Origin of the sequence: Acinetobacter sp. TAC-1, from assembly GCF_029025845.1 — a bacterium.
Classification (GTDB): domain Bacteria; phylum Pseudomonadota; class Gammaproteobacteria; order Pseudomonadales; family Moraxellaceae; genus Acinetobacter; species Acinetobacter guillouiae.
In genome coordinates this window covers 3,008,647-3,034,163 of record NZ_CP118892.1, presented here as the reverse complement: position 1 = coordinate 3,034,163, position 25,517 = coordinate 3,008,647, and the positions used below count along the sequence as shown (strand labels likewise).

Annotated in this window: 21 protein-coding genes; 16 read left to right on the top strand and 5 right to left on the bottom strand. The window is 40.0% G+C overall.

What is annotated here, in order from left to right:
- The gene (gene antA / locus PYV58_RS14120; RefSeq protein WP_034614163.1) at positions 1-1,416 is read right to left on the bottom strand and encodes an anthranilate 1,2-dioxygenase large subunit; all 1,416 of its coding nucleotides are present in this window, start codon (positions 1,414-1,416) and stop codon (positions 1-3) included.
- A 389-nt stretch (positions 1,417-1,805) separates the two neighbouring features.
- On the bottom strand, positions 1,806-2,198 hold the full coding sequence (locus tag PYV58_RS14115; protein WP_034614166.1) for a hypothetical protein: 393 nt from the start codon (positions 2,196-2,198) through the stop codon (positions 1,806-1,808).
- A 364-nt stretch (positions 2,199-2,562) separates the two neighbouring features.
- On the opposite strand from PYV58_RS14115, the gene PYV58_RS14110 reads away from it, so the two are divergent.
- The 4 genes from PYV58_RS14110 (at position 2,563) to PYV58_RS14095 (ending at position 7,185) form a co-directional block, all read left to right on the top strand.
- The gene (locus PYV58_RS14110; protein WP_004721612.1) at positions 2,563-3,906 is read left to right on the top strand and encodes an MFS transporter; all 1,344 of its coding nucleotides are present in this window, start codon (positions 2,563-2,565) and stop codon (positions 3,904-3,906) included.
- A gap of 90 nt (positions 3,907-3,996) precedes the next feature.
- Positions 3,997-4,998: a helix-turn-helix domain-containing protein gene (locus tag PYV58_RS14105; RefSeq protein WP_034614169.1), complete on the top strand. Its 1,002-nt coding sequence runs from the start codon at positions 3,997-3,999 to the stop codon at positions 4,996-4,998.
- A gap of 83 nt (positions 4,999-5,081) precedes the next feature.
- Positions 5,082-6,188: an NAD/NADP-dependent octopine/nopaline dehydrogenase family protein gene (locus tag PYV58_RS14100; RefSeq protein WP_034614172.1), complete on the top strand. Its 1,107-nt coding sequence runs from the start codon at positions 5,082-5,084 to the stop codon at positions 6,186-6,188.
- Between the two features lies 1 nt (position 6,189).
- Complete coding sequence (locus PYV58_RS14095; RefSeq protein ID WP_034614175.1) at positions 6,190-7,185, top strand: 3-hydroxybutyryl-CoA dehydrogenase; 996 nt, start codon at positions 6,190-6,192, stop codon at positions 7,183-7,185.
- Between the two features lie 54 nt (positions 7,186-7,239).
- On the opposite strand, the gene PYV58_RS14090 is transcribed toward PYV58_RS14095, so the two are convergent.
- On the bottom strand, positions 7,240-7,707 hold the full coding sequence (locus PYV58_RS14090; RefSeq protein WP_004721604.1) for a hypothetical protein: 468 nt from the start codon (positions 7,705-7,707) through the stop codon (positions 7,240-7,242).
- 147 nt (positions 7,708-7,854) lie between these two features.
- On the opposite strand from PYV58_RS14090, the gene PYV58_RS14085 reads away from it, so the two are divergent.
- The 12 genes from PYV58_RS14085 to PYV58_RS14030 all read left to right on the top strand — a co-directional run bounded on the left by PYV58_RS14085 (position 7,855) and on the right by PYV58_RS14030 (position 21,756).
- Positions 7,855-8,967 (top strand): amidase, encoded by a 1,113-nt coding sequence (locus PYV58_RS14085; RefSeq protein WP_034614176.1) that lies wholly within the window; start codon positions 7,855-7,857, stop codon positions 8,965-8,967.
- A 48-nt stretch (positions 8,968-9,015) separates the two neighbouring features.
- Complete coding sequence (locus PYV58_RS14080; RefSeq protein ID WP_227548142.1) at positions 9,016-10,152, top strand: acyl-CoA dehydrogenase family protein; 1,137 nt, start codon at positions 9,016-9,018, stop codon at positions 10,150-10,152.
- 43 nt (positions 10,153-10,195) lie between these two features.
- Positions 10,196-10,723 (top strand): nuclear transport factor 2 family protein, encoded by a 528-nt coding sequence (locus tag PYV58_RS14075; protein ID WP_034614181.1) that lies wholly within the window; start codon positions 10,196-10,198, stop codon positions 10,721-10,723.
- A 30-nt stretch (positions 10,724-10,753) separates the two neighbouring features.
- Positions 10,754-12,031, top strand: coding sequence for an aromatic ring-hydroxylating dioxygenase subunit alpha (locus PYV58_RS14070; RefSeq protein WP_004721598.1), 1,278 nt, complete (start codon positions 10,754-10,756; stop codon positions 12,029-12,031).
- A gap of 10 nt (positions 12,032-12,041) precedes the next feature.
- Positions 12,042-12,527 (top strand): aromatic-ring-hydroxylating dioxygenase subunit beta, encoded by a 486-nt coding sequence (locus tag PYV58_RS14065; RefSeq protein WP_004721595.1) that lies wholly within the window; start codon positions 12,042-12,044, stop codon positions 12,525-12,527.
- Positions 12,528-12,538: 11 nt separating this feature from the next.
- Positions 12,539-13,276, top strand: coding sequence for an SDR family NAD(P)-dependent oxidoreductase (locus PYV58_RS14060; protein ID WP_034614183.1), 738 nt, complete (start codon positions 12,539-12,541; stop codon positions 13,274-13,276).
- A 34-nt stretch (positions 13,277-13,310) separates the two neighbouring features.
- A complete protein-coding gene (locus PYV58_RS14055; RefSeq protein ID WP_004721592.1) occupies positions 13,311-14,264 on the top strand; it encodes a PDR/VanB family oxidoreductase in 954 nt (317 codons plus the stop codon).
- 68 nt (positions 14,265-14,332) lie between these two features.
- On the top strand, positions 14,333-15,289 hold the full coding sequence (locus PYV58_RS14050; RefSeq protein WP_034614186.1) for a p-hydroxyphenylacetate 3-hydroxylase reductase component: 957 nt from the start codon (positions 14,333-14,335) through the stop codon (positions 15,287-15,289).
- Between the two features lie 144 nt (positions 15,290-15,433).
- On the top strand, positions 15,434-16,348 hold the full coding sequence (feaR, locus tag PYV58_RS14045; protein WP_034614190.1) for a transcriptional regulator FeaR: 915 nt from the start codon (positions 15,434-15,436) through the stop codon (positions 16,346-16,348).
- A 208-nt stretch (positions 16,349-16,556) separates the two neighbouring features.
- Positions 16,557-18,872 (top strand): primary-amine oxidase, encoded by a 2,316-nt coding sequence (gene tynA, locus PYV58_RS14040; protein WP_171077775.1) that lies wholly within the window; start codon positions 16,557-16,559, stop codon positions 18,870-18,872.
- Positions 18,873-18,956: 84 nt separating this feature from the next.
- Positions 18,957-20,234 carry a hypothetical protein gene (locus PYV58_RS14035; RefSeq protein ID WP_034614196.1) on the top strand — a complete coding sequence of 426 codons (1,278 nt, stop codon included), beginning with the start codon at positions 18,957-18,959 and terminating at the stop codon, positions 20,232-20,234.
- Positions 20,235-20,268: 34 nt separating this feature from the next.
- Positions 20,269-21,756 carry an NAD-dependent phenylacetaldehyde dehydrogenase gene (locus PYV58_RS14030; RefSeq protein WP_034614200.1) on the top strand — a complete coding sequence of 496 codons (1,488 nt, stop codon included), beginning with the start codon at positions 20,269-20,271 and terminating at the stop codon, positions 21,754-21,756.
- Between the two features lie 175 nt (positions 21,757-21,931).
- On the opposite strand, the gene PYV58_RS14025 is transcribed toward PYV58_RS14030, so the two are convergent.
- Together PYV58_RS14025 and pcaD are read right to left on the bottom strand one after the other, a co-directional pair.
- On the bottom strand, positions 21,932-24,421 hold the full coding sequence (locus PYV58_RS14025) for a penicillin acylase family protein (protein WP_051671019.1): 2,490 nt from the start codon (positions 24,419-24,421) through the stop codon (positions 21,932-21,934).
- 289 nt (positions 24,422-24,710) lie between these two features.
- A complete protein-coding gene (gene pcaD / locus PYV58_RS14020; protein ID WP_034614206.1) occupies positions 24,711-25,508 on the bottom strand; it encodes a 3-oxoadipate enol-lactonase in 798 nt (265 codons plus the stop codon).
- Positions 25,509-25,517: the final 9 nt, after the last annotated feature.

The window sequence follows — 25,517 nt, the reverse complement described above, 5'->3', positions numbered from 1 at the left end:
TTATACCTCATCCGTAACAGATTGATTTAAAAAAGTGACTTCTTGCATCTTAAGTGCTTTTTTATTGAGTCCATTGAGGAGCAGGCGTTGCCAGTGACCATGCTGGTTGACATATAATCCTTCATGGGTAATTTCACGTCCTGTAATCACCGGTTCAATACCAAGGTCTTGTGAATTTTGTGATGGGCCATAATTCCATTGGTGATAACCACGTGAGATATCACTCCAGCGTTCTAAACGCCCCTGAAAGCCTTTTTGTTGTTCGCGGAATTCCACCAGATCATCTGGTGTACCCAATCCTGATACATTGAAAAAGTCTTCAAATTGGCGAATACGGTTACGACGTGCTTCCGCTGACTCACCTTTCACACCAATACATTGGCTGATGACTTCAGTTTTATTCCACGCCACTGGACGGACAATACGCAGTTGTGAACTGATCTGATCCATAAAGAACAGGCTTGGATAAAGGTTGAGGTTACGTAAACGATGCATGGCCCATTTAGCGCGTTTTTCCCCAAATCTTTCCAGCAGATACGGCATCACCACATCATAACCAGGACGTACTGCTGAATTTGGCATATCGCTAAACAGCACACTATGCCCATTTTTAAAGCTAAACCAGCCATCATCCGTTTCGGCATCACCCGCACCTAATTTACTGTAATCGAGAGTGTCGAGTTCACTGCCATTGGCTGCGTTGACTTGCTGGCGATGTTGAACAGTGGAAACATAGTTATAATGCACGGTACTAACGTGATAGCCATCCAGACCATTTTCATTTTGTAGTTTCCAGTTGCCTGCAAAAGTATAAGCAGATTTACCTTGTAATACTTCAAGCTCACCTGTTGGTGATTGATCAACCATTAAGTCAAGAAACACTTTAGTATCACCTAAAAAGTCTTCCAGTGAATCTGTAGCCTGAGTATCCAGACTGACAAAAACAAATCCACGATAGCTGGCAATACGGCCTTGTTTTAAACCACGGCTGGATTTATCAAAATCTTCACAATATTCATTTGGCGCTTTGACCTTAACCAAACGGCCATCCGACTTATAACACCAAGCATGAAACGGGCAGGTGAATACAGACTGATTGCCTTTGGCCACACGGGTCAAGGTTGCACCACGATGCTCACAGGCATTGACCATGGCATGTAGTTCGCCTTTACCATCACGGCTGATAATGATCGGTTGTCGGCCAATCTGTACTGTAATGAAATCATTGTTATTGGCAATTTCACTTTCATGGCAAGCGTAAATCCAGACTTTTTCAAAAATGAGTTCCATTTCGAGATCAAACAGTTCTGGTTCGGTAAACATATCGCGAGCAATTCGATAAACACCATCATTTGGTCGAAAATCGATACAGCTGTGTACAAAATTTTGCCATTCGGCGAGGTTACGTGCAGTCATGGGCTCTTCCTCTATCCAATCAGTCCTTTGTTTGATTGAACCGCGATTTAAAGAAGGGCTCTATCCAGATTTTCCATGTGTTTATCCACTTTATGCAGATTAAATGCTTAGATACATTTTTCTTGAGGAGATTGCGATAGGATTGTTGAATCAACTTTGCATATAAAAAGATGCATGCTTTTGAAATAAATAATATTTTTGAATTGGACTTCACCGTAATTGTATTTTTAAGTAAAATTTTAATAATAGGGATGAAAATAGACAAAGTGTTTGCCAAAAACGGGGAGCTAAGCTTTAAGTCGCAACTCAATCATTTATATTCTAAATTGATATCTTATTGAACTTAAAGCGTTGCATTGAAAAATGAAGTTATTAAGACTGACGGCTATTTAAGGTAAAAAGGTTTCTTGTAAATAACTCCACTGCATTTTTCCTTGAATCTCTTCAATCAGTGCACATGAACGTCGAACTAGAATTCCTGATTCCTTGGTGTGTTTTTCAGTATAGGTGAGAACAATGCTTTGTTCACTTTGCATCAAAATTTGTTCATCATAAATTTCGATCTTTAGATCTGGCATCTTGCCCTGATTATTGCTAAACAGCCCTTTGACATCGGCCAAGGAAAAACGCTTTCCAGCTGCACCGACCATCTCAAAATGATCGGAAAAATATTCAATAAGTAGGGGAAGATCTTGTTCTGTATGTTTCCCGTTAAAAATACGTTCAATCAGTACGTGCATGCTATGTATACTTTCAATTGCATCTTGTTTTGACAGCGGCATATCCATTTCCTATGAGAGGTGTATTTTTTATATTATGTAAAAATAAATGTAAAATTCAATATTATTTTAAAATTAAATTTTTAACGTATGTTTCAAGAACGCTCCCAAAAATAATTTACAATTTAAAAAACAGAGTATCTTATTGATATCTATTATTTTAAATAAAATAAATTTGTTCGAGTTGAGCATTGTGAAGTAAAAGGTATAACTATATACTTAAAATAACATGGAAAATTCCATGTAAAAATAACTATAGTGGGTTAAGCTTTTCTTTATGAAGGTGGATAGGAAATGGATATTTCCTCGAATACGCGACCTCTTCTTAAAGATACCAATCATAAAAATGCATGGACAAGGAAGAAAAATGGATACTCATTCACCAGAGTCAACAGGCTCTCATTCAAATACATATGCATGGTATGTTGTTTCGCTGTGCATGTTGGCTTATATCTTTTCATTTATAGATCGGCAGATACTGGCACTGATGATTGAACCGATTAAGGCTGATCTAGGTTTGTCAGATACCCAATTTAGTCTATTACATGGTCTCGCCTTTTCGTTGTTTTACGCCTTTATGGGGTTGCCACTGGCCTATTTGGCAGACCGATTTTCTCGACCAAAAATTATTGCAGTCGGGGTGGTGTTTTGGAGCATTGCAACTGCATTCTGTGGCTTAAGTAAAAACTTTATTCAACTGTTTTTAAGCCGTATGGGGGTTGGGGTGGGCGAAGCTGCTTTATCTCCAGCAGCGTATTCAATGTTTAGTGATATGTTCAGTAAGGACAAATTAGGCCGTGCTGTTGCAGTATATTCAATTGGTTCATTTGTCGGTGGAGGGATTGCTTTTCTGGTCGGCGGTTATGTGATTGGCTTGCTTAAAAATATGGACACCATTCAGGTTCCTTTATTTGGTGCATTAAGAGCATGGCAGGCGGCATTTATTATCGTGGGCTTACCTGGGGTGTTTATTGGCTTACTGGTGTTACTTACGGTGAGAGAACCGCAACGCAAAGGTCAGCGTTTAAATGCACAAGGTCAAGTTGAAAAGACCAATATGAAAGATGCGTTTAAGTTTATCAAAAAACATAGTCGTACTTTTACTTGCCATTATTTAGGTTTTACTTTCTATGCAATGGCACTGTATTGCTTGATTAGTTGGTCACCAGCATTTTACATGCGTAAGTTTGGCCTTACACCGACAGAAGCAGGCTATATGCTAGGCACGGTGTTATTGGTGGCAAATATTCTTGGCGTATTCTGTGCAGGCTGGCTCAATGACTGGTTTATTCAAAAAGGACGTAAGGACGCGCCAATGATTACCGGTGTGATCGGCATCGTGGGATTAATTTTACCAATTATGGTGTTTACCCAAGTCAATGAGCTGTGGCTTTCTGTGGTATTTCTGGTCCCTGCCATGTTTTTTGCCTCTTTCCCAATGCCAATTTCAACTACAGCAATGCAAATGCTGGCACCGAATCAGTTGCGCGCACAAATCTCAGCTGTATTTTTGCTGATCAGTAATTTGGTTGCGGTTGGAATCGGTACCACGTTGGTGGCATTGATTACAGATAAAATCTTTGAAAATCCACTGATGGTGGGGATGTCTTTGTCTATCGTGGGTACGATTTCATGTGTGTTGGCATTTATCTTATTGAAAAAGGGCTGCAAGGCATTTAGTGCTAGTATGCAGCAGGAACATGCCTCTTAATTCGATGGTGCTCTCAATCAGTCACAAAGCCCATTCTTTGTAAGGGGCTTCGTGACTTGTTTGGTCAATCCATAATCAGGGAGTGAAAGAATGGAACATTTTTTCAAGTTGGATTATCTAAATGAGTTGCTGTTGTTTAAATCGGATGATTATCAAACCATTAAAGATCAGGTCAGCTATTATTTAAGCCCTCATCGTTTTGAGGTGGAAGTGCGTGAACCGCTAAATACCCGTTTAAATGGTTTTCGCTTTGGAAATTGTGCCTTGTACGATCTTAAATATAGTGCCCCTGTGATAATTACCATTGATGAAGTTTCCGATTTTTATTTATTTCGTTTGACACTGGAAGGCCAATGTAAAGTCGGTATAGAAGACCAACAGGTGCTACAGTCAGTCGGGATAATGTCGATTACGCATCCGCATACTCAACAGCAAATCCAGACCAATCAGCATTGCCGAAATATTATTTTAAAACTTGCTCAACATGATGTAGAAACCCAATTGTTTAAAATGTTGGGGTATACCAGTCATGAACCGGTTATCTTTGATATGAGCCTGTCCTGTACCGAAGAAGGCATAGACTCGATTATTGAAACCCTCAATTATTTGTGCCATGCCTATTATCATATTCAAAATTGGAGCTTTATCTCTGCGAGTTTTACCCAGTATTTAATTGAACTAATTTTATTAAAGATCCCAAATAACTATAGTGACCAGCTTAATTTGCAAAGACAGCATATTTTGCCCGGCTATTTAAAAAAAGCACAAAAATATATTCAGGATCATTTAGAACAACCAATTTCATTAGCGGATTTAAGCCAGTGTTGTGAGGTGTCGATCCGCACATTGCAAAAAGGCTTTAGCCAGTATTTACAACAAACCCCAGTCGAGTATATCCGTGATCAGCGACTTGAACGGGTACATCAGGCTTTACAGCAAGCTCAAACCAATGAAACAGTGACGGATATTGTGCTGCGTCATGGCTTCCAAAGTTTAGGGCATTTTTCTACGCTGTATAAAAAACGCTATGGGTGTTTGCCCTCTAAAACTTTAAAAATGAGTCCTGTTCAAATGAGTACAATGCTTTCGTAAACTGAACAGGTGTTGCGTGTTTGGATAAGCCAGCAGGTTATTGCGCTTCTATGATGAATTGAAATAAATCAGGAAGAGCAATGATGAAAATTACAGTTTTAGGTGGCGGTCATGGATGTTATGCAGCTGCGGCAGAAATGGCTGAAAAAGGGCATGAGGTGCTGTTATGGCGCCGTGATTCAGATGCTTTACAACAACTTGCTGCCACTGGGCAATTAAAGATTAAAGATTATCAGGGCGATCGTACTGTGACGGTGGGTTTTGAAAAGAGTCAGATTAATTTGTCTGATGATTTGCAACGCGCCATTGAACATGCCGAGTTGATTATTATTCCATTACCTGCGACCACACATGATGATTTAGCCCATCAAGCAGCGCCATTTTTTAAAGCAGGGCAAGTGGTGTACTTGCCACCAGCGACATTTGGTAGTTTTATCTTTGCCAAGGCGATGCAACAAGCAGGCAACACTGCGCAAGTGGCATTTGCAGAAACGGGAACTTTGCCTTATTTGGTGCGTAAACATGGGGTGAATCAAATTGTGATTAGTGGTTATGCGACCCGGTTACCCACAGGCGTGTTTCCAAGCGTGTTGTCACAACAGGCATTTCAAGTGCTTAAGCAGGCATATCCTAGCGTTGAACCCGTTGAAGACAGCTTAAGTGGTGCATTGATGAATGCTGGCCCCATTATTCATCCACCTTTGATTTTGATGAATGCGGGTCCACTTGAACATTTTGAAGCGTGGGATATTCATAACGAAGGTACTCAACCCTCAATTCGTCGTGTCACCAATCAACTCGATGCGGAACGAATACAAGTACGTGAAGCATTGGGATATGTCGCACCACATTTTCCTTTGGCGGATCATTATAATCATGAAGGTGAGGGTGATGAATGGATGTATGGACGTGGGGCACATGGAAAATTAACCGACAGTGGTGACTGGCGTGAGGATATCGACTTAGATTCACATCGCTATATGTTAGAAGACACTCGTTTAGGATTATCTTTTTTAGTTTCTGTGGGACGTTGGGCAGGTGTCGCAACCCCTGTTGCTGAGGGCTTGTTGAATATCGCGTCAGCGGTCACGGGTAAGGATTTATATCAACAAGGACGTACTTTTGAGCGTTTAGGTCTTGCGGATAAAAGCCCAGCAGAACTGCAAGCGATTTTGCAACAAGGAGTCTAAAATGCAGATGATCGAAAAAATTGCGGTGCTTGGTGCTGGACGTATGGGCAAAGCCATTGCGATTGCATTTGCCTATGCAGGACTAAACGTTGATTTGATTGATGCAAAACAACGCAGTGAAGCTGAATTCGAACAATATCAAACTCAAATTCGTGCTGATTTACAGCAAGAGTTACAGTTGCTTGAGAAAATTCAGTTTATTCAAGCGGAGCAGCAAGATTTTATTTTGGATAAGGTTGCGATTTTATCTAAACAGGCTGCTACAGGCATATTGCCAAGCTGTGCGTTGATCCTTGAGGCTGTACCAGAAGTAAAACAAGCCAAACAAGAAATTTTTGCTTGGCTGGATCAATATCTTTCACAGCAGTGTATTGTGGCTTCGACCACCTCCACATTTTTAGTGACGGATATTGCGCAAATGATTTCGCATCCTGAGCGAGTGGTCAATGCACACTGGCTAAATCCTGCTTATCTCATGCCTTTGGTGGAGTTAAGCCGTTCTGACCAGACCTCAAATGAGGTGTTGACTCAGCTTAAGCAATTTCTACAGGCGATTGGTAAGGTACCTGTGGTTTGTAATGCCAAGGCGGGCTATATCGTGCCAAGGATTCAGGCCTTGGCAATGAATGAAGCGGCACGTATGGTTGAAGATGGAGTCGCTTCGGCAGAAGATATAGATATTGCTATTCGTACCGGTTTTGGTTTGCGTTTTTCTGTTTTAGGCTTATTGGAGTTTATTGATTGGGGCGGTGGCGATATTTTGTATTATGCCTCGCAATATTTGCAAAAAGAGCTGGGTGAGCGTTTTCGTACACCTGAAATTATTGCGGAAAATATGCGGCAGCAGCGTAATGGCCTTCGTGAAAAGCAGGGTTTTTATAATTATGCGGATGTGGATATTCATCAATATAAACAAGATGTTTTGCGGACCTTTTCAGATCGAATTGAAAAAAGTAAGTTAAAACCACCGTTTAATATTTTACAGTCCACAACGTGATGGACTGAACAATTCGCCCATTGCATTCAGCAAATGGGCATTTATTTACGACTTTTAGCTTGATGGCATCAAATTGAATAGCTTTTTCAACTGTGCGTTTAACTGATGCAATTCCTCATCTTCAAAGGCATTTAAAATCCCAGATAAAGTCACTTGGCTGATTTGATTGATCTGCTCCACCAATTCTTTACCTTTGTCTGTGAGCTTGACCATCGAAATACGTTCATCAGACTCTGACGAAAAAACCTGCACAATATCATCTTCAACTAGGCGATAAATGGCTTTGGTTGCTGTGGTCAATTTAAGCGTAGAGAGGTTGGCAATTTCGGTAATACTGGCTTGTTGCAAAGCATTGGTACTTAAAATGATTTTACGACGTGTATTATCGATACCTAGTTTTTTTATTGATTTTTCAATAAGTTGAGTGTATTTACCATTCACTTGAGAAATCCAAAAGAAAGGATAGCTTTGTAAACTGCTAGGTTCATTATTAGGTAGAAATTGTTCTAAATGAGTAAGCATAGCAAAGTGATAACTTTATAAAGATGAATATTCATCATTATACAAAAATTAAAGAAAAAATCTTTGCTCTTTCTGATAAAAACATCTTGACAATTACATTACTTTTTCCGATATTGGTATTAAGTACAAAAATACATGGAAAAGTGAATGAATATTGTTGTACAAGACGTACAAATAGGACACGGTGCTTTAAAAGTCATGGTGAAAGATTCCATTGATATTCAAGGTCTAAAGACCATGATCGGGAGCAAAGCCTTGATGGATAAGCCTTCTGCAACAAAAAATGCAGAAGTGGTAGAGCGTATTTTGGCAGCGGATTGCCAAATTACCGCAAAAACCAATCTACATGAGTTGGCTTTTGGTATTACCGGGATCAATCCTGTTTTTGGCACTGCAATCAATCCTCAATATCCTGATCTAATTCCAGGTGGTTCATCGAGTGGGTCTGCTGCTGCCGTAGCCGCAGGTCTGGCTGATTTTACTTTAGGTACCGATACTGGTGGTTCAATTCGTATGCCAGCGGCATGTTGTGGCGTGTATGGTTTTAAGCCGACATTCAATCGCGTCAGTCGTCAAGGGATACATCCAGCCATGAGTTCGCTGGATTGCGTGGGACCATTTGCCGCTTCGGTTGCAATGATTGAAACCGCGATGCAGATAATCGATCCAAGTTTCCATGCTTTGGAAAAATTAGCGCATACGCCGAAACTGGCTTGGCTTGAGGTAAATGCGAACCCAACGGTATTGAACTGTATTCAGCAATTTCTTGCTCAGGCGAATCTGTCAGCTACACCAGTGAAATCTGAATGGTTTGAACCTGCTTATGATGCAGGGATGCAAATCATTAATTATGAAAATTGGCAGGCGTATGGTGAGTTAACCAAAACTGGTTTGCTGGGTGACGATATCCATGCTCGCTTGCTCAAATCTGCGCAAACCACTGCGCAACAAGTAAAAGAGGCGGAAGCGGTCAAAGCACAATTTATCAATGAAATTGATGACTTATTGGAAAAATATGATGCCGTGTTACTGCCAACCCTTCCGCAAATCCCACCCAAATTAATCGATGCAGAACATATGGTTGCACTGTTGAACTTAACTTCATTGGTGCGTCCATTCAATTTATCTGGACATCCGGCAATTTCAATACCGCTCAAAACCAGCGAAGGGCAACCAGTGGGTTTACAAATCGTGGCGAAACGAAATTCGGATGAGCTACTGTGTGCAATTGCGAAATATATCGTGGATGCCGCGCAATAAATGACAAGGAGTTGGGTAATGAATAATTTATCGACAAAGGAATTTGTAATGGACACAACAATAACGGAATTAGAAGCACTCTGTCAGGAGATTCGAGAACGGGCTTGTACAGGCGAGTTCGATAACCAAGCGTATGTGAGTCAAGACATCATCGATAAGTTAAAGCAGATTGGAGTCTATCGTGCATTGGTACCGAAACGTTTTGGCGGCAATGAATGGTCACCTCAACAATTTTGTGAGTTGATTGAACGTTTGTCTAAAGCAGATGGGTCCGTGGGCTGGGTTGCGAGTTTTGGGATGAGCCCTGCCTATTTGGGTAGCCTGCCTGAAGCAACGCTTGAAGAATTATATAAAGAGAGCCCAGATATTGTATTTGCAGCAGGTATTTTTCCGCCGCAACCCGCAGATTTAAGAGCTGACGGCGTGGTGGTAAAAGGTCGATGGAAATTTTCAAGTGGTTGTATGGGGGCCGATATTATTGGGGTGGGGATTAGTCCACAGGTCAATAACACCACACAAGGTCTCCCCCGTTTAGCAATTATTCCTGCAAAACAAGCGCAAATCGAAATGACTTGGGATACGGTCGGTTTAAAGGGAACAGGCAGTCATGATCTGTTGGTGGATAATGTCTTTGTAAACAATGACTGGACCTTTATTCGTGGTGAACCGTCCAAACTTTCGGAACCTTTTTTTAAATATCCATCACTGTCGTTGGCAACACAGGTGTTAACTGTGGTCGGGATCGGTGTTGCAGCAGCAGCGTTGGAAGAATTCCAAAAGTTAGCGCCAGGGAAATCATCCATTACAGGTGGTGCTGAAATTGCCAGTCGCCCCGTCACCCAATATGAATTTGCCCAAGTCGAAGCTGAGTTTAAAGCAGCACGTGTTTGGTTCTACGACACTATGCAAATCGTTTGGAATGAAATTATTGCAGGTGGTACGCCAACGCCAGAACAGATCAGTGAGATGCGTTTGTCTTGTACCCATGTTGCTCGAGTTTGTGCACGTGTAACGCGCAAAATTCAAATGCTGGCGGGCATGACTGCAATTTATACCCATAACCCATTTAGCCGTTTTGTGAATGATACCAATGTGGTGACTCAGCATGCCTTTATGGGTGATGCCACTTTACAAAATGCCGCTTTGGTGAGCTTTGGTATGCAGCCAGCACCCGGTTATTTATAAGCCGAATTTAAATAATCACGAGATGTCCAAGGATGAATATGACATGAATAGCCAGATAGATTTGACCGTTATCTTACAACGCTTAGAACAGCTCGAAGCGCAAAACGCGATTCGTAATTGTATTCATCGTTATATGGAAATTTGTGATGGATTAAATGCCAAGACTGACCTCAATGAATTAATGGATTTATTTGATCAGGACAGTATTTGGGAAGGGATTGGTGAGAAATATGGGCAATCTTTTGGTCGCTATACTTCATGGCAAGCCATTTTTGACATGTTTAAAAGCTATACCCAAACCGAATCACATTTTGTGATGAATGCGCATTTTGTCAGCTCAGAACAAATTTATATTGCCGGCGATCAGGCCAATGCAAGCTGGTTGATGTTGCAAACCTCGACCTTTCTCAATGGAGATAGCCATTTAAATGCCGCAAAACTCAGCGTGAAATTTAAACAGCAAACCGATGGTCTATGGAAGATCAAGCATTTTCAGACTGAAAATATTTTTAGTCGCCCCGTGTCTCACTGGAACAGTACAGCGATATTGCCAGTACCGTCTCAGCAATAAGTTATGGATAAATTGAAAAGGATAATGGATATGAACAGTATTATTCCAATGCAGAATATTAACATTGATTACAGCGAGTTAGTTCAAAGTGATCGTGCGCATACCTCTTTATATAAAGATGCGCGTGTCTTTGATGATGAAATGGAAAAGATTTATTACAGCACTTGGGTTTGGGTGGCACATGCCAGCGAAATTCCAGATGGTGGTAGCTATAAAACCATTAATATTGGTAAGCAACCTGTGGTCGTTGTACGTGACCGTAAGAAAAAAGTCCATGTATTGCTCAATCGTTGCCGCCATCGTGCAGCAACGGTATGTGAACATAAAAAAGGCAAAACCAACAGTTTTGTTTGCCCATATCACGGATGGAGCTATGCACTGGATGGTTCATTGCGTGGTGTACCTTCGCCTGAAAGTTACGGTGAGTGTCTGGATAAATCAGAGTTTCCATTGATTAGCCTACGTGTTGAAGAATACAACGGTATGATTTTCGCCACCTTTAAAGATGATATTGAGCCTTTAGCGGATTTCTTGGGCGCTGCGAAAAAATGGATTGATTTGTTTATGAAACAAGGCGCAGGTTATCCAATTAAAGTATTGGGTGAACATCGTTTCCGTTTCCCAGGCAATTGGAAAATCCAGCTGGAAAATACCACCGATGCTTATCATTTCCCCTTGGTACATAAGTCATTCTTAAGTTCAGTCGATGAGAAGACTGAAGAATTGTTTAATTTTGAAAATCAACCTGGCTATGTTGAAGACTTAGGCAATGGTCACAGTGTCATGGTGATGATTCCTGAGCTGGTGGATTTAGATGAAGAGTTGATGGAACGCCCAATTCAGGAACGTTTTGAAGAGCTTGCTCAAGCGTTACGTGATGAAGGACATGAAGAACTTGAAGTACGCCGTATTGTACGTGCTGTGGGTGGTTCTGGTTTTAACTTAAACCTGTTCCCGAACATTGCCTGTTCAATGGCGTTCTTCCGTGTTATGCAACCGATTTCAGTCAATGAAACTGAAATTCACCATTCTGTGATTACGATGGATGGTGGTCCACAGATTGCCAATCAATATCGCTTACGTCTACATGAACATTTCCAAGGTCCATTTGGTTTCGGTACGCCTGATGACTCAGAAGCGTGGGAACGTGTGCAACATGGTGCCAATGCTGGTCATGATTTATGGATCATGTTGAACCGTGGTTTACCCGGCGAAGTAAAAACTGAAGATGGCTTAAAGAGCGATGTCAGTGCAGAAACTGGAATGCGCGCTGCTTATCAGCAGTGGAAAAAGATGATGACGGCTTAAGGAGAGTAGCATGAACATGAATTTGCAATTATTAAATGAAGTGACTGCTTTTGTTTGGGCTGAAGCTGACATGTTAGACCACAGTGAATACCGTGAATGGCTCAATCTCTGGAATGAAAAAGGCGTGTATATCATTCCGATTGATCCGACACTCAAGGATTATGAAAATAATTTGAACTATGCCTATGACAACAATCATATGCGTACATTACGGGTAGAACGTTTGGAAAATGGTGAAGCGATTTCGACTGCACCCAAAGCCAATACCGTCCGTAGCGTGTCACGTATCCGTGTCGTAAAAGATGAGGATGGTGAAATCATTTTACGCTGTGCACAAAACCTCCGTGAATTCCGTAAGGAAAGCTTAAAACATTACACCGCAGATGTGATTTTTCATTTGGTTCGTGATCCAGAACAAGGCTTTAAGATCAATCGTAAAATTATCAACTTAGTCAACTCGACCGATACTTTGGCGGGTATCAGTTACATCCTCTAGGAGCGCAAAAAATGAAACAGGTTGTTTTAGTCACGGGCGCAGCATCTGGTTTAGGGAATGTGATCGCCGAATATTTTGCAGCACAGGGGCATCAAGTGATTGTCTCTGCCAGCAGCTTAGAAAAGGCTGAAAATGCCAAAGCACGTAGTCCTAATGCCGAGAATATGTTTGCGTTAAAACTGGATATTTCAGTTGAGCAAGATTTTCATGTTGCAGTGCAGTGGATTCAACAAAAATTCAGCAAATTGGATGTGTTGATTAATAATGCGACGGTCACCAAGGCAACCCCTGTTTTAGAGATTACTGCAGCTGACTTTGACTGGATCACTCAAGTGAATCAGCGAGGAACCTTTCAAGCGTGTCAGATTATTGGCAAATATATGGCAGATCAAGGCTATGGCCGTATCGTCAATATGGCTTCATTGGCAGGGCAAAATGGAGGCACTGCAACAGGAGCACACTATGCTGCAACCAAAGGTGCAATTGTGACTTTGACCAAAATCTTTGCCAAAGAGTTTGCTGCTAAAGGCGTGACTGTAAATGCCATAGCACCTGGGCCAATGGAATCACCGATTGTACACAGTGTGGTATCTGACGAAAAAATGGCGCAATTTATTCAAAATATCCCAGTCAAAGCATTAGGTAGTATGGAATTTATTGCTGAAACCTGTGCCTTGTTGGCAAGCCCAAGCGCAGCTTTTGTCACTGGGGCGACGTGGGATATTAACGGTGGATTATTTATGCGTTAAGCCTTGGGCGAGATGCATAAAAGGGAGATAAATCATGGCTACACTCTATAACGTGGTTGTCAGAAACCGTCATGTAGAAGGTGGGAATGTTGCAGTCATGGAGTTTGAATCTGCAAATTCTGCCACATTACCAAAAATTGAAGCAGGTGCGCATATTGATGTGCACTTACCCAATGGTATGGTGCGTCAGTACTCACTTTGCCAAAACCCAAAAGATGTTGGCATATTCCGACTGGGGATTTTACGTGATCCAGAATCGCGTGGTGGTTCAGTCTCGGCTTTTGATGATTTAAAAGATGGTATGCAAATACAGGTCAGTGAACCGAAAAACCTGTTTCCATTAGTCAAAGCCAAACATGCTGTACTGGTGGGTGGGGGGATTGGAATTACCCCTTTGATCACTATGGCCTATCAATTGGTACAAGAAAATGCATCTTTTGAACTGCATTATTGCGGGGCAAGCCCAGAGCAATGTGCCTTTGTCGATGAAATTAGAAATAGTGTATTGGCGCCATTTACCACCTTCCATTTTAAATCGGAAGGGGCCAGCCATCGTGAGTTTTTTCAATCTGCCATTCAGGACATAGACAAAGCAAGCCATATCTATACCTGTGGTCCCAATGGATTTATGGATTGGGTGATTAATTTGGCATTGACGCAAAATTTTCCTGAGCAACAGATTCATAAGGAATATTTTCAGGTTGAGGTTGAAACCAACGGTGATGCATTTGAAGTTGTTGCTGAGCGTAGCGGCAAGATCATCATGGTCAATGCCGAAGAAACCATTCTGCAAGCACTGGCACGTGAAGGGATTGAGATTGAAATGTCTTGCGAACAGGGCGTCTGCGGAACCTGTATGTGCGATGTGATCGAAGGTGAGCCTGATCATCGTGATGTGTATTTTACTGATGAAGAAAAAGCCAGTAATGAACAAATACTGGTGTGCTGTTCCCGTGCAAAGTCAGCACGATTGGTACTGGATATTTAATTGCTTTTAACAGGACGAAGCAATTTCAGATACCGAGCTAAATAGGATAAAAGATTCAGGAGAGAATAATGAATTCATTAAAATCAATGGATGAAATCAAAATAGATCCAATGCAATTTAGACGGGCATTGGGTAATTTTGCTACAGGTGTGACCATTGTGACGGCACAAAATGAGCAAGGCGAGAAGGTTGGAGTCACTGCAAATAGTTTTAACTCAGTGTCTTTAGACCCACCACTCATTTTATGGAGTATCGATAAAAAATCATCGAGTTTTTCTGTATTTGAGCAAGCTACACACTTTGCGGTAAATATTTTATCGGGTTCTCAAATTGAGTTATCCAATAAGTTTTCCCGTCGCAATATCGATAAGTATGAAGGTACAAGTTATCAGGTTGGTGCAGGTCAATCACCAGTTCTAGACCATTGTTCAGCAGTGTTTGAATGTGAGCGACATGAAATTATTGAAGGTGGTGATCACTGGATTATTATTGGCAAAGTCGTTAAGTTTCATGATCAAGGGCGTAGTCCGTTGGTGTATCACCAAGGTGCGTATTCAGGCGTGATTCCTCATCCATTATTACAGCTTAAAGATACTGTAGAAGCAGAAGACTTAGGCGAATTACATCAAGGGCATTTATATAGTAATGTCTGTTATTTAATGAGTCGGGCGTTTAAATTTTATCAGACTGATTATATTCCGAAGCAGTTAATCACTGGATTTAGAACCAGTGAAGCAAGATTATTATTGGTGTTAGGCAGTGGTACCGCATCCAATAAAGCAGATTTACCACGTGATATTGCCATGCCGATGCGTGAGATCGAACAAGCTGCGCTTATCTTAAAAAAAGATGGTTTATTGATTGAAACGGAAGGTTTTTTTAAGTTAACGGAAAAGGGCAAGAAAACCGCACATTATCTGTTTGATATTGCCGATAGCCATCAAAATGAAGTTTTTGAAAAATATCCTGAAAATGAAAAGGAAATTTTTATTAAAATTTTAAAGGATATTGCGGGGATTGTATAAGACTTAATTAGCTGATAGGTTGAAAGGGTCTATCAGCTTTAGACTATTCGCTATTTATATAATAAAAAAAAGAATTTATGAGCGAGAAGTATATTTAATATCGATTTTTGAAAAGTTTAAACCGTAAAACAAGGAAGTGAGCGGATGAACCAATATGTACGTGATGCACTAATAACTTGGACGCGTAATATCAAAAATGTTTGCGGTAATTTTGAAACAGATTTTGATGGTACCCGTGATTTGTTCATTGGCGAAGTCGAATGTTTTTTATTGGGCGATACTGAGATCGCTTTTATTAAAAATAATGCAAACAAAATTGTCCGAAAAGCGGATGAAATCGATCGAGTAAATAATCGTTTTTGTTTTTTGATTTTGCAGTATTCGGGCAAAATACAGTTGAACTATAAAAATGAAACCTTGAGCCTCAATGAGGGCGATATTGTATTACTCGACCCAGTTGAAACAATTTCTATGTTTCCACAAGGCTTAGTCAGTCAAATTTCTGTGCATTTGTCGCGGGAAAAATTGTTGAAAGAAAATATTAGTTCTGAATATTTTGGCAAACTCATTACGCAAAATATGAGTGGTTTTTTACTTAAAAATATTATGAAAAATATGTCTGCTGAAAACATTAAACTTTGGTATGCAACTGAAGATGGTAATGCTTTTGAAGATGCCTTGATTGCTTTAATCAAGCCGACAATTAATTATAAAAATATGCATGATTCAAACAATCTTATGGAAAAAGCAGAGCGCTATATTATTGAAAATTTAGCCAAACCTGATCTGACACCTAAGCTGATTGCTGAGCATATTGGTGTATCATTACGGCATCTTTATCGATTATTTCTTCAAGAAAATTTATCGATTAACAAGTATATACAGCTCAAACGCTTAGAAAAAATTAAAGCGGATTTGCTTGATAAAAAAAATAAGCAAAGCTCGATTACCCAAATTGCCTTGAAATGGGGATTTTGGGATGGCGCGCATTTTTCAAAAATCTTTAAAAAAAATTATGGTGTCTCTCCTAAAGAATTTAGAGAGCATGTCTTGACTTAAGTCTTTTGTTTTTTGATGTCACTTCTAGACAAGTTCGAGGTCATTCCTGAACAAGCTAGCCCCATGCAAGTGTGTTGAAATTAAATCGATGAGAACAGTTAGGAACGACTGAATAAACTTAAAAATATTCAGTTTATCTCACGAATTTCACACATAGGAACGTGCATTTAACTATCTGTCTTAGATAGTTTAGGGATAGATGAAAAGGATGAAACTGATGCGTAAACAACGATTATTCAATGATATACAAAAAATATTGGCGCTTAACTTATCTATAGCTGCGAGCTTTTGGGGACTGAACACACAAGCTTATGCGCATGGTGGACAGGCAGAATTAGTCCCTTTATATCAAAACATGAGCGAGCAAGGCGCTAAAGTTGTAAAAGATGATTTTACCAATACGTATATGATCAGCAAAGGCTCTATAGTGGTGAGAGCTAAACCAAATTCAGATCAGGTTTTAGTCAATGGTAAACCGTTAAAGTTAAGTGTGCCATTAGTTATTAAAGAGGGTAAGCCTGTTATTGGCAAAGACTTTTTCAATGAAGTATTTCAGTCTGGCTTAGATCAAACATTTAAAATTGAAAACACGTTTCACCCACTCAATAGTTTAAGTACAGAAGAAATCAAAAAAACATTTGAAAGTATTAATCGCTCAAAATATGCCTATAAAAATATGCGTTTTGCCGAGTTAAAGCTGAAAGAACCTGAAAAAGCCAAAGTGTGGGATTATTTTATTAACCACAAAGACTATAAAGAAGACCGTATAGCATCTTTTATTTTATTAAAAGGTAATCAAGCGATTGAAGGTGAGGTGAATCTTCATACTCAGCAAGTTACAAAATGGAATGTATTAAAAGATACACATGGAATGATCCTGCTAGATAACTTCGAGACAGTCCAGCGTGTGATTGAGTCAAGCAAAGAATATCAGGAAGCTTTACGTAAACGAGGTGTAACGGATGTTAAAAAGGTCATTACCAATCCTCTAACTGTTGGATATTTTGGCGGTAAGGATGGTTTAGACAAACAACTGAACGTTTTAAAAGTCGTATCATATCTAGATACAGGCGATGGCAATTATTGGGCACATCCTATTGAAAATTTAGTTGCTGTGGTTGATCTAGATAAAGAAAAAATTATTAAAATTGAAGAAGGGGCAATGATTCCCGTTCCGATGGCAGATCGACCTTATGCGACTAAAAATACGCAACCCCCGAAAATTAAACCACTGAACATTATTGAACCTGAAGGTAAAAACTTCACAATTACTGGACAGACTGTACATTGGGGAAACTGGTGTTTCCATGTTGGACTGGATTCTCGTGTTGGCCTACAGCTTTCAACCGTGACTTATAAAGATAAGGGTGTAAAGCGTAAAGTCATGTATGAGGGCAACCTTGGTGGAATGGTTGTTCCATATGGTGACCCTGATATGGGATGGTACTTTAAATCTTATCTAGACTCAGGTGAGTATGGTATGGGAACACTCACTTCATCGATTCAACTGGGAACAGATGCGCCAGAAAATGCGGTTTTACTAGATGCCGTGATTGCTGACTACAAAGGGCAGCCTCAAGTTATTCCAAATGCGATCGCAATTTTTGAGCGATATGCTGGACCTGAGTATAAGCATCAAGAAATTTTTGGTGATCAGGATGCAAGTGAAGCCCGCCGTGAGCTTGTGGTGCGCTGGATTAGTACGGTTGGAAATTACGATTATATGTTTGATTGGGTATTTGCTCAAAATGGTGTCATTGGAATTAATGCTGGTGCAACAGGAATTGAAGCTGTTAAAGGGGTTAAAGCGCGAACTATGCATGACAGTACTGCCAAAGAAGACACTAAATACGGCACGTTAATTGACCATAATATTGTTGGTACAACGCATCAACATATCTATAACTTCCGTTTAGATCTGGATGTCGATGGGGAAAATAATAGCTTTATGCATATGGACCCTGTCGTGAAGGTAAATGACAGAGGTGGTGTTCGTACAAGTACGATGCAAATTGACAGTCAGGTGATTAGCAATGAGCAAAACGCCGCTGAAAAGTTTGATCCGTCGACTATTCGTTTGCTAACCAACTTTAATAAGGAAAATAAACTCGGTAACCCAGTTTCTTATCAGCTGATTCCGTTTGCTGGTGGTACACACCCTGTGGCGAAGGGGGCAAATTTTGCCAAAGATGAATGGTTATTTAAACGTCTGAATTTTATGGATAAGCAAATTTGGGTGACGCAGTACAATGCTGATGAACGCTACCCTGAAGGTAAATATTCAAATCGCTCAACGCATGATACTGGTTTAGGACAGTTTATTCGTAACAATGACAATATTGAGAATAAAGACCTTGTGGTCTGGATGACGACAGGAACAACCCATGTAGCACGTGCTGAAGAATGGCCAATTATGCCAACAGAATGGGTTTATACCTTAATCAAACCGTGGAATTTTTTTGACAATACACCAACCTTGAACTTGGGTGATGAAAAAGAAAATACCCAGCATGAGCATCACTAAAGATGCCAATCAGCAAGTATGGGTAACCAATAAGTTACCCAAAACTTAGCGTCTTGTAGACCGTTCACAAAAAAGGAATTTTGTATGAAAACGCTACTTTCTCAAGTGATGAGAGGGACTCTCTTTGTCTCAATTTTTTCAACTGTCTATGCAAGCGAAATAGAAATCCAACCGATTTTTGAAGTCACCTTGGGTGCTTTTAGCAGTGGGAAAAGTTATAACGGTGAAAACATAGCTGAGCAAAGAATAAATTGGCAAGAAGGGCATCTTAAATATGGTGCAAAAGGACAATACACATTGAATAACAACCAACTCTATGCAGGTTTGAGTGGGATTAGCTCAGCCACATTTGGAGAGGGGGATGCAGGACAAAATAGTAATGGTAAAGAACGTAAAACTGATGTGAATGAATGGGTTATTGGTTTTAAAGATGGTACTCATAAAGATCAATTGACCACATATGATTTAAGTATTGGTCGACAAAATATAATGATTGGAGACGGTTTTTTTATTGCTGGTGATGCATTAAACCTCGGAAAACTACCCGCAGATGGCTCATTAGACCGTGGAGGGGCCTATTATCTGGCGGCACGACGCAGTTTTGATTTTACCAGTCTGCTGCAATATAAATTGCAAGATCATACAACCTTAAAACTGGCCTATTTAAAATCGAATAATAAAGCACAATTTTCATCAGAACTCTTTGTAACTGATCTGATGTATCAACTTAATGATAAAGGTATCGGATTTACTTACTTAAATGTATTAGATCTTGACGATGCCGAGCATATTTCAGGGCGGAAAGATCTTACAAATTATGCTTTACGTTTGAATTATCAACTTTTACCAGAGTTACAAATTAAATCTGAATTTGTTGTTCAAGACAAAAAGGAACACCAAGAAAATGCAGGTTATTTAGGACTGAACTATAACTTTTTATCTTCAAAATATACGCCTTCGCTAGGCTATCGCTTTAGTCGTTTTTCAGACCAATATGATCCCATGTTTTATGGAAATACCGTGGGATTTGGAACATGGTTTCAGGGGGAGGTTGCTGGAAACTATGCGGGTCCTTTCAATAAAAATGCCGATATTCATCAAATATCTTACATGATGAATTTAAAAGAAAATTTTATATTAGGTGCTTTGGCACATAAGTTTAAAACAGTAAATAAAGCTTTAACAAATGTTGATGGACATGAGTTGGATGTGTTTTCGGTCTGGTCTGTAAATAAAAACGTTACCGTTATTCCGCTCATTGGGCTGTATAAACCGAAGCAAGATATCCATAGTGGCGGTACTCAAAACTATGATGATAAGACCAATCTATATGCTCAATTGATTTTGCAATATATCTATTAATTAAGCCTTTTAAAGTTAAACGTGAGGAATAAAAATGAATGAAGTCAAAATATTAGATAGCGTACAGACTTTTTTGAATAGAGCGCATGGACATTTTATTGATGGGAAGTGGGTTGCTGCTCAACATTCAAATAAAGTTGATATTGTGAATCCCTCTACCGAACAAGTCATTGCTCAGATCAGTATCGCTAGTCAACAAGATGTTGTAGATGCAGTATCCAGTGCAGATCATGCTTTTCAAAATGCTTGGGCTGAAACGACACCGTATCAACGTGGTGTAAAACTGAATAAATTGGCAGATTTAATTGAGCAATATGCTGAGGAACTTGCGCAACTAGAGTCTTTGTCTACTGGAAAGTTAATTCATATTTCCCGTCATCTTGAAGTGGCGCAATCTATTATTTTTTTAAGATATTTTGCTGGTTGGGCCACCAAGATTCATGGTCAAACGATGCAACCTTCTATTCCTTCTACACAAGGTGAAAAATATACCGCATTTACCTTGAGGCAGCCTGTTGGGGTCGTCGCGGGTATTGTTCCGTGGAATTTTTCACTCATGATTGGCATTTGGAAAATTGGTTCAGCTTTAACAACAGGCTGTAGCATTGTGCTGAAACCCAGTGAATTTGCCAGTTTGTCATTGCTACGTTTAGCTGAGTTAGCAATTGAAGCGGGTATTCCAGCAGGTGTGATCAATGTTGTGACGGGTAAAGGCGAAACTGGGCAATATCTGATTGAGTCACCCTTGATTAAAAAGGTTTCTTTCACAGGCTCAGTACCTACGGGGATTGCTATTGGTAAGCTTGCGATGAGCAGTGATTTAACTCGTGTTAGCTTGGAGTTGGGAGGTAAAAATGCGATTGCCATTTTGGCTGATGCAAATATAGATGAGATTTTACCTACCTTGATACAAGCAACTTTTGTGCATCAAGGCCAAGTATGTGCATCGCCAGAGCGGTTTTTTGTGCATCAGACAAAATATGATGAGCTTGTTGCCAAGCTTTCTAAAGCATTATCTCAATTTAAAATTGGATCGGCGATGGATGAAAGCAGTATGTTTGGTCCGCTGTCTAACCGGCCTCACTTTGATAAAGTAAAGCATTATTTAGATTTGGCTAAAGCCAATAATCAAATTATTGCTGGTGGAGATACTTTGCAACAAACAGGTTATTTTGTCGAACCGACTTTAATTTCTTTAAAAGCGATTGATGATCCATTATTTATAGAAGAGACTTTTGGTCCAATTGTAGGATTAATGCCATTTGAAACGGATGAAGAACTCATTCAGCTGATGAATCATTCTCGGTTTGGTTTAACCGCAAGTATTTGGACCAACGATTTGTCCAAAGCTTTGCGTTTAATACCGAAAATTGAAGCGGGTACTTTATGGGTCAATATGCATACTTTTTTAGATCCGTCGGTTCCATTTGGTGGTGTGAAAGCTTCAGGAACTGGTCGAGAGTTTTCAGATGCATTTATTGAAGATTTCACTGAATTAAAATCAGTGATGATTCGCTATTAAAAATGTGCATAGATATTTAAAAGTAGGTAGCACAGTCTAAAAAGAGTGGTATCGCTTCCAGTGATCTACTGGTTGCGAATATAGGCTTGATAAGTTATGGAAATATATAAGCTGAACAAGCTTTAAAATCCAAACAGCCCAATATATGCATATATTGGGCTGTTTAGAGTAAAAATTAATAGGTTAAAGTCATACTTTGCTGTGTTGCTTGATCAATTTGCTTTTGGCTTACCGCATCATCCTTACATTGATAGTTCTCAAATAATGGCAGCTGATCGGCAAAGTGTGGATCAGTCTTTCCATTGCGATGAATAAATCCACTTTGACCAGGTGCAAGAATTGAACACATGCTGACTTGATTGGGATTAAGTACCACTCTAAAGGTTGCACTCCCTGTATTCCCATAGGTGCTCAGCTGTTGTTGATGTGCCTGATCGGCCCATGGGATACCCACTGAGTTTTTGTTGGAGAATCCCATTGTGGCAACAGGAATTTTCCAGTCATTGGGTTGGTCTGAATGATATTGTTTTGAAAGCTGAATTAAGGTGTTTTCCAAGGCAGTTAACACCACATCATCTGCTGATTGTCCTTTTAAGAAATCAACGGTTTGAGCAACGCTGGCTTGTTTGCCTTGCAGCGCATTCCAGATTAGTTTGGATGCATTGGCAGGTTGTGTACTCCGTGGGTCATTATTTACTGGGTAAAGGGTATCTGTGTAACGCGCATAAATATTTTCAGATAGATTTGGTTTAAGCACCAATTCAATCATTTGATTGAGCCATGTACGCATAATGACAGGTGCTGCGCCTTGATAGAATTTAGCTTCACTGTCAGGACGAAGCTTAAAGTCCCAACTCGCCAATATTGGTGCAACTTTCTTTGCCAGAGGTGAGGCGTTCGGGCTTTGCGCAGCTTTGACCATATAGGGGATAAAATAACGCGCATTCAGATCCGACCAAGCGCCCATTTTATTGATATCCCAAATGTCTTGTTGGCTTAATTTTGCTTTACTTTCTAGGGGTTCAATCAGTTCATTGACACGGTCAACATGAGAGAAGTTGGAGGAATCGGAACGTAAATCCGCATAAGCTTTATTGTTCCAACTGCTAATATAGCCTTTTTCAGGGTTATAGGCTTTGGGATTATGTGAGAAATCATAGAAACCCTGCCATTCCATTGAGCCATCACCTTGAGCAGGCAGTTGAATATGCTGGTTTTCAGGGCGGATCGGTAAACGACCCAATGCAGCGACACCAATATTATTTTGGGTATCGGCATAAAACCACGTAATCGAAGCCGCGACACGTTTGGCTTGATCTAGGAATTCTTGCCAGTTGCTCGCTTTTGCTGCATTGGCCCAGCCCAATAAAGTTTCAATCTCTACACCTTCCCAGCTACGTTTTTGTGCATAGGCGGTATGATTTTTTTCATCCCATGTGCTGACAAAGCCTTGTTTACTTTGATACACATCTAAAACGTGGTCTGGCTGATTACGGACTTTAATCTTGATCTGTTGATGTTCAAAGGGAATATAACTGCCTTGATAACGGTACTGTTTTGGATTGCTCGGATTTAAGCTAAGTTGATAGACGTCATTGGTATCAAGCGAACCGACAGTTGAACCCCAAGCAATTTTTCCATTGGTTCCAAATAAAATAGCAGGTAGACCGACAGGGGTAATCCCAGTGAGATTATAGCCAGCACCATGTAACCCAACCGCATAAGTAATTGCAGGCGTGTACCAGCCTTGTTGAGGGCCATTATATAAAACCGTTTGGCCTTCTACCGTTTTATCTCCTTTGACCACCCAAGCATTACTGGCTGTAGGGACGCCATCAACCACACTTTTACCCAATGCTATACGCGCTTGAGCTAAATAGTTTTTGGCTGCTTGGTCTGATATAGGCGCTATACCTTTTAACATGTGTTGCTGATGTGCTGAAACTTGTGGTTTTACTTTAGATTGAATAATTGTGGGAGCACTCGGATCATCTAGCCAACGTAATTGCTGATAAACTTTTAACCCTGTTTCTGGACCTTTTTCTTTTTGTAGTTGAGTCAGTAAATCTAAGTTTGAAACTTCTGAACTGGCTGAAAAAAACCGATTGAGAATTAAGCCGACCCAGACCATTGCGATATCTTCTGGCTGCCATGTTGATGGTTTAAAATCGTAATCAACAAACTCTTTAGGCATCAGCTCTGGATTGGCCAAAACCTCTTGGACACGCTTATTAAAACCAGCAGCATAACCATCGAAAATGGCACGATCTTCAGGAGAAAGTCGGGCAATTTGTTGTTTAATCTGTTCAGGATTAAAACGACTATGGGTTGCAATATCATACTGTAGATAGTCAGGACCGAGCACTTCAGCAACAGTGCCTAAACCTGTACGTTTTGACATTTCCATTTGAAATAAACGATCAGTTGCGACTGCATAAGCATAGCCATAAAAAAGACCATAAGTATCCTTGGCATAGACATGCGGTGTGCCAAAATTGTCACGTTGAATCGTGACCTGTTTTTGCACTGGGTTTGATTCTAAACGAGAGGATGAACTACATCCTGCAAGCAATAAACAACTTAAAACACCTAATTTGATTAAGTGGTGTTTATCGCTCAGTTGATTATTTGAGGGTCTTTTTTTCAATTGAAATATCCTTTTCATTATTGTTGAGAAATAGAGTATTGAGAAAGAAATGTTTTTAGATGTTTTCTAAAAACAGCAGATTTATCGATATGCAGGTCCTGATTAAATAAAATGATTGTTATTTTTATATGTAATTTTCTATTACTTTGTGGGTATATATTTATACTTTTAAATAAATAGACTTAATTTTATCTCATCATTTTATTTTAAATATGCTTTATCAAGTCTTGGTGAAATGCCAAAAAATAAAGGGATATGTTCTATCCCTTTATGCTGCTTCAAAAAATTAAGTGTCAAAGATAAAGTGTCAAAGTTCAGTCGCAAAAATTGCTGAGAGAAATTTTTCAAGTGCAGTATTGAATGCTTCAGGACATTCAATATTTGAAATATGCGATGCTTGAATTTCCACAAGTTGGGATTGCGGAATGTGCTGTTGCATAAATTGCCCATCTAAAACTGTAGTTACAGGGTCTTGCGTCCCTGCAATGACCAAAACTGGTATTGTGATGTCTTTGAGTTGATTGCGGACATCCGCTTTAGCCAAAGCCTCACAACAATTGGCATAACCTATTGCGCTGCCAGCACTTAAGTCGTTACACAGATTATTGACAATTGCAGGATGACTTTGGATAAAGGGATCTGTAAACCAACGTGATGCAGCGGTTGCTGCGATGCTGGTTAAACCTTGTTCTCGGACAAGTTGAGCACGATCTAGCCATGCTTGTTCTTGTCCAATTTTTGCTGCGGTATTACTGATAACAACAGCATTAAATCGTTGTGGATAATGGATGGCTAACCATTGACCTGTTAACCCCCCCATAGAAATGCCACAGAAACTGGCTTTTTCAATATTTAAATGATCCAGTAATCGAATCACATCTTCAGCCAATTGGGGCAAGGTATAAGGACCTTGTGGCGCAGATGAAGAACCATGTCCACGGGTGTCATAGCAAATGACAAAAAAACGTTCTTTAAAATAATTGAACTGCTTTTGCCACATGCCATAGTTGGTCCCTAAGGAATTTGAAAAGACCAGTGCAGGGGAGTTAGGGTTTCCAAAACTTTGATAATTAATTTGTGCATCCGCTGATTGAAAAGTTGGCATTGCTCGTTC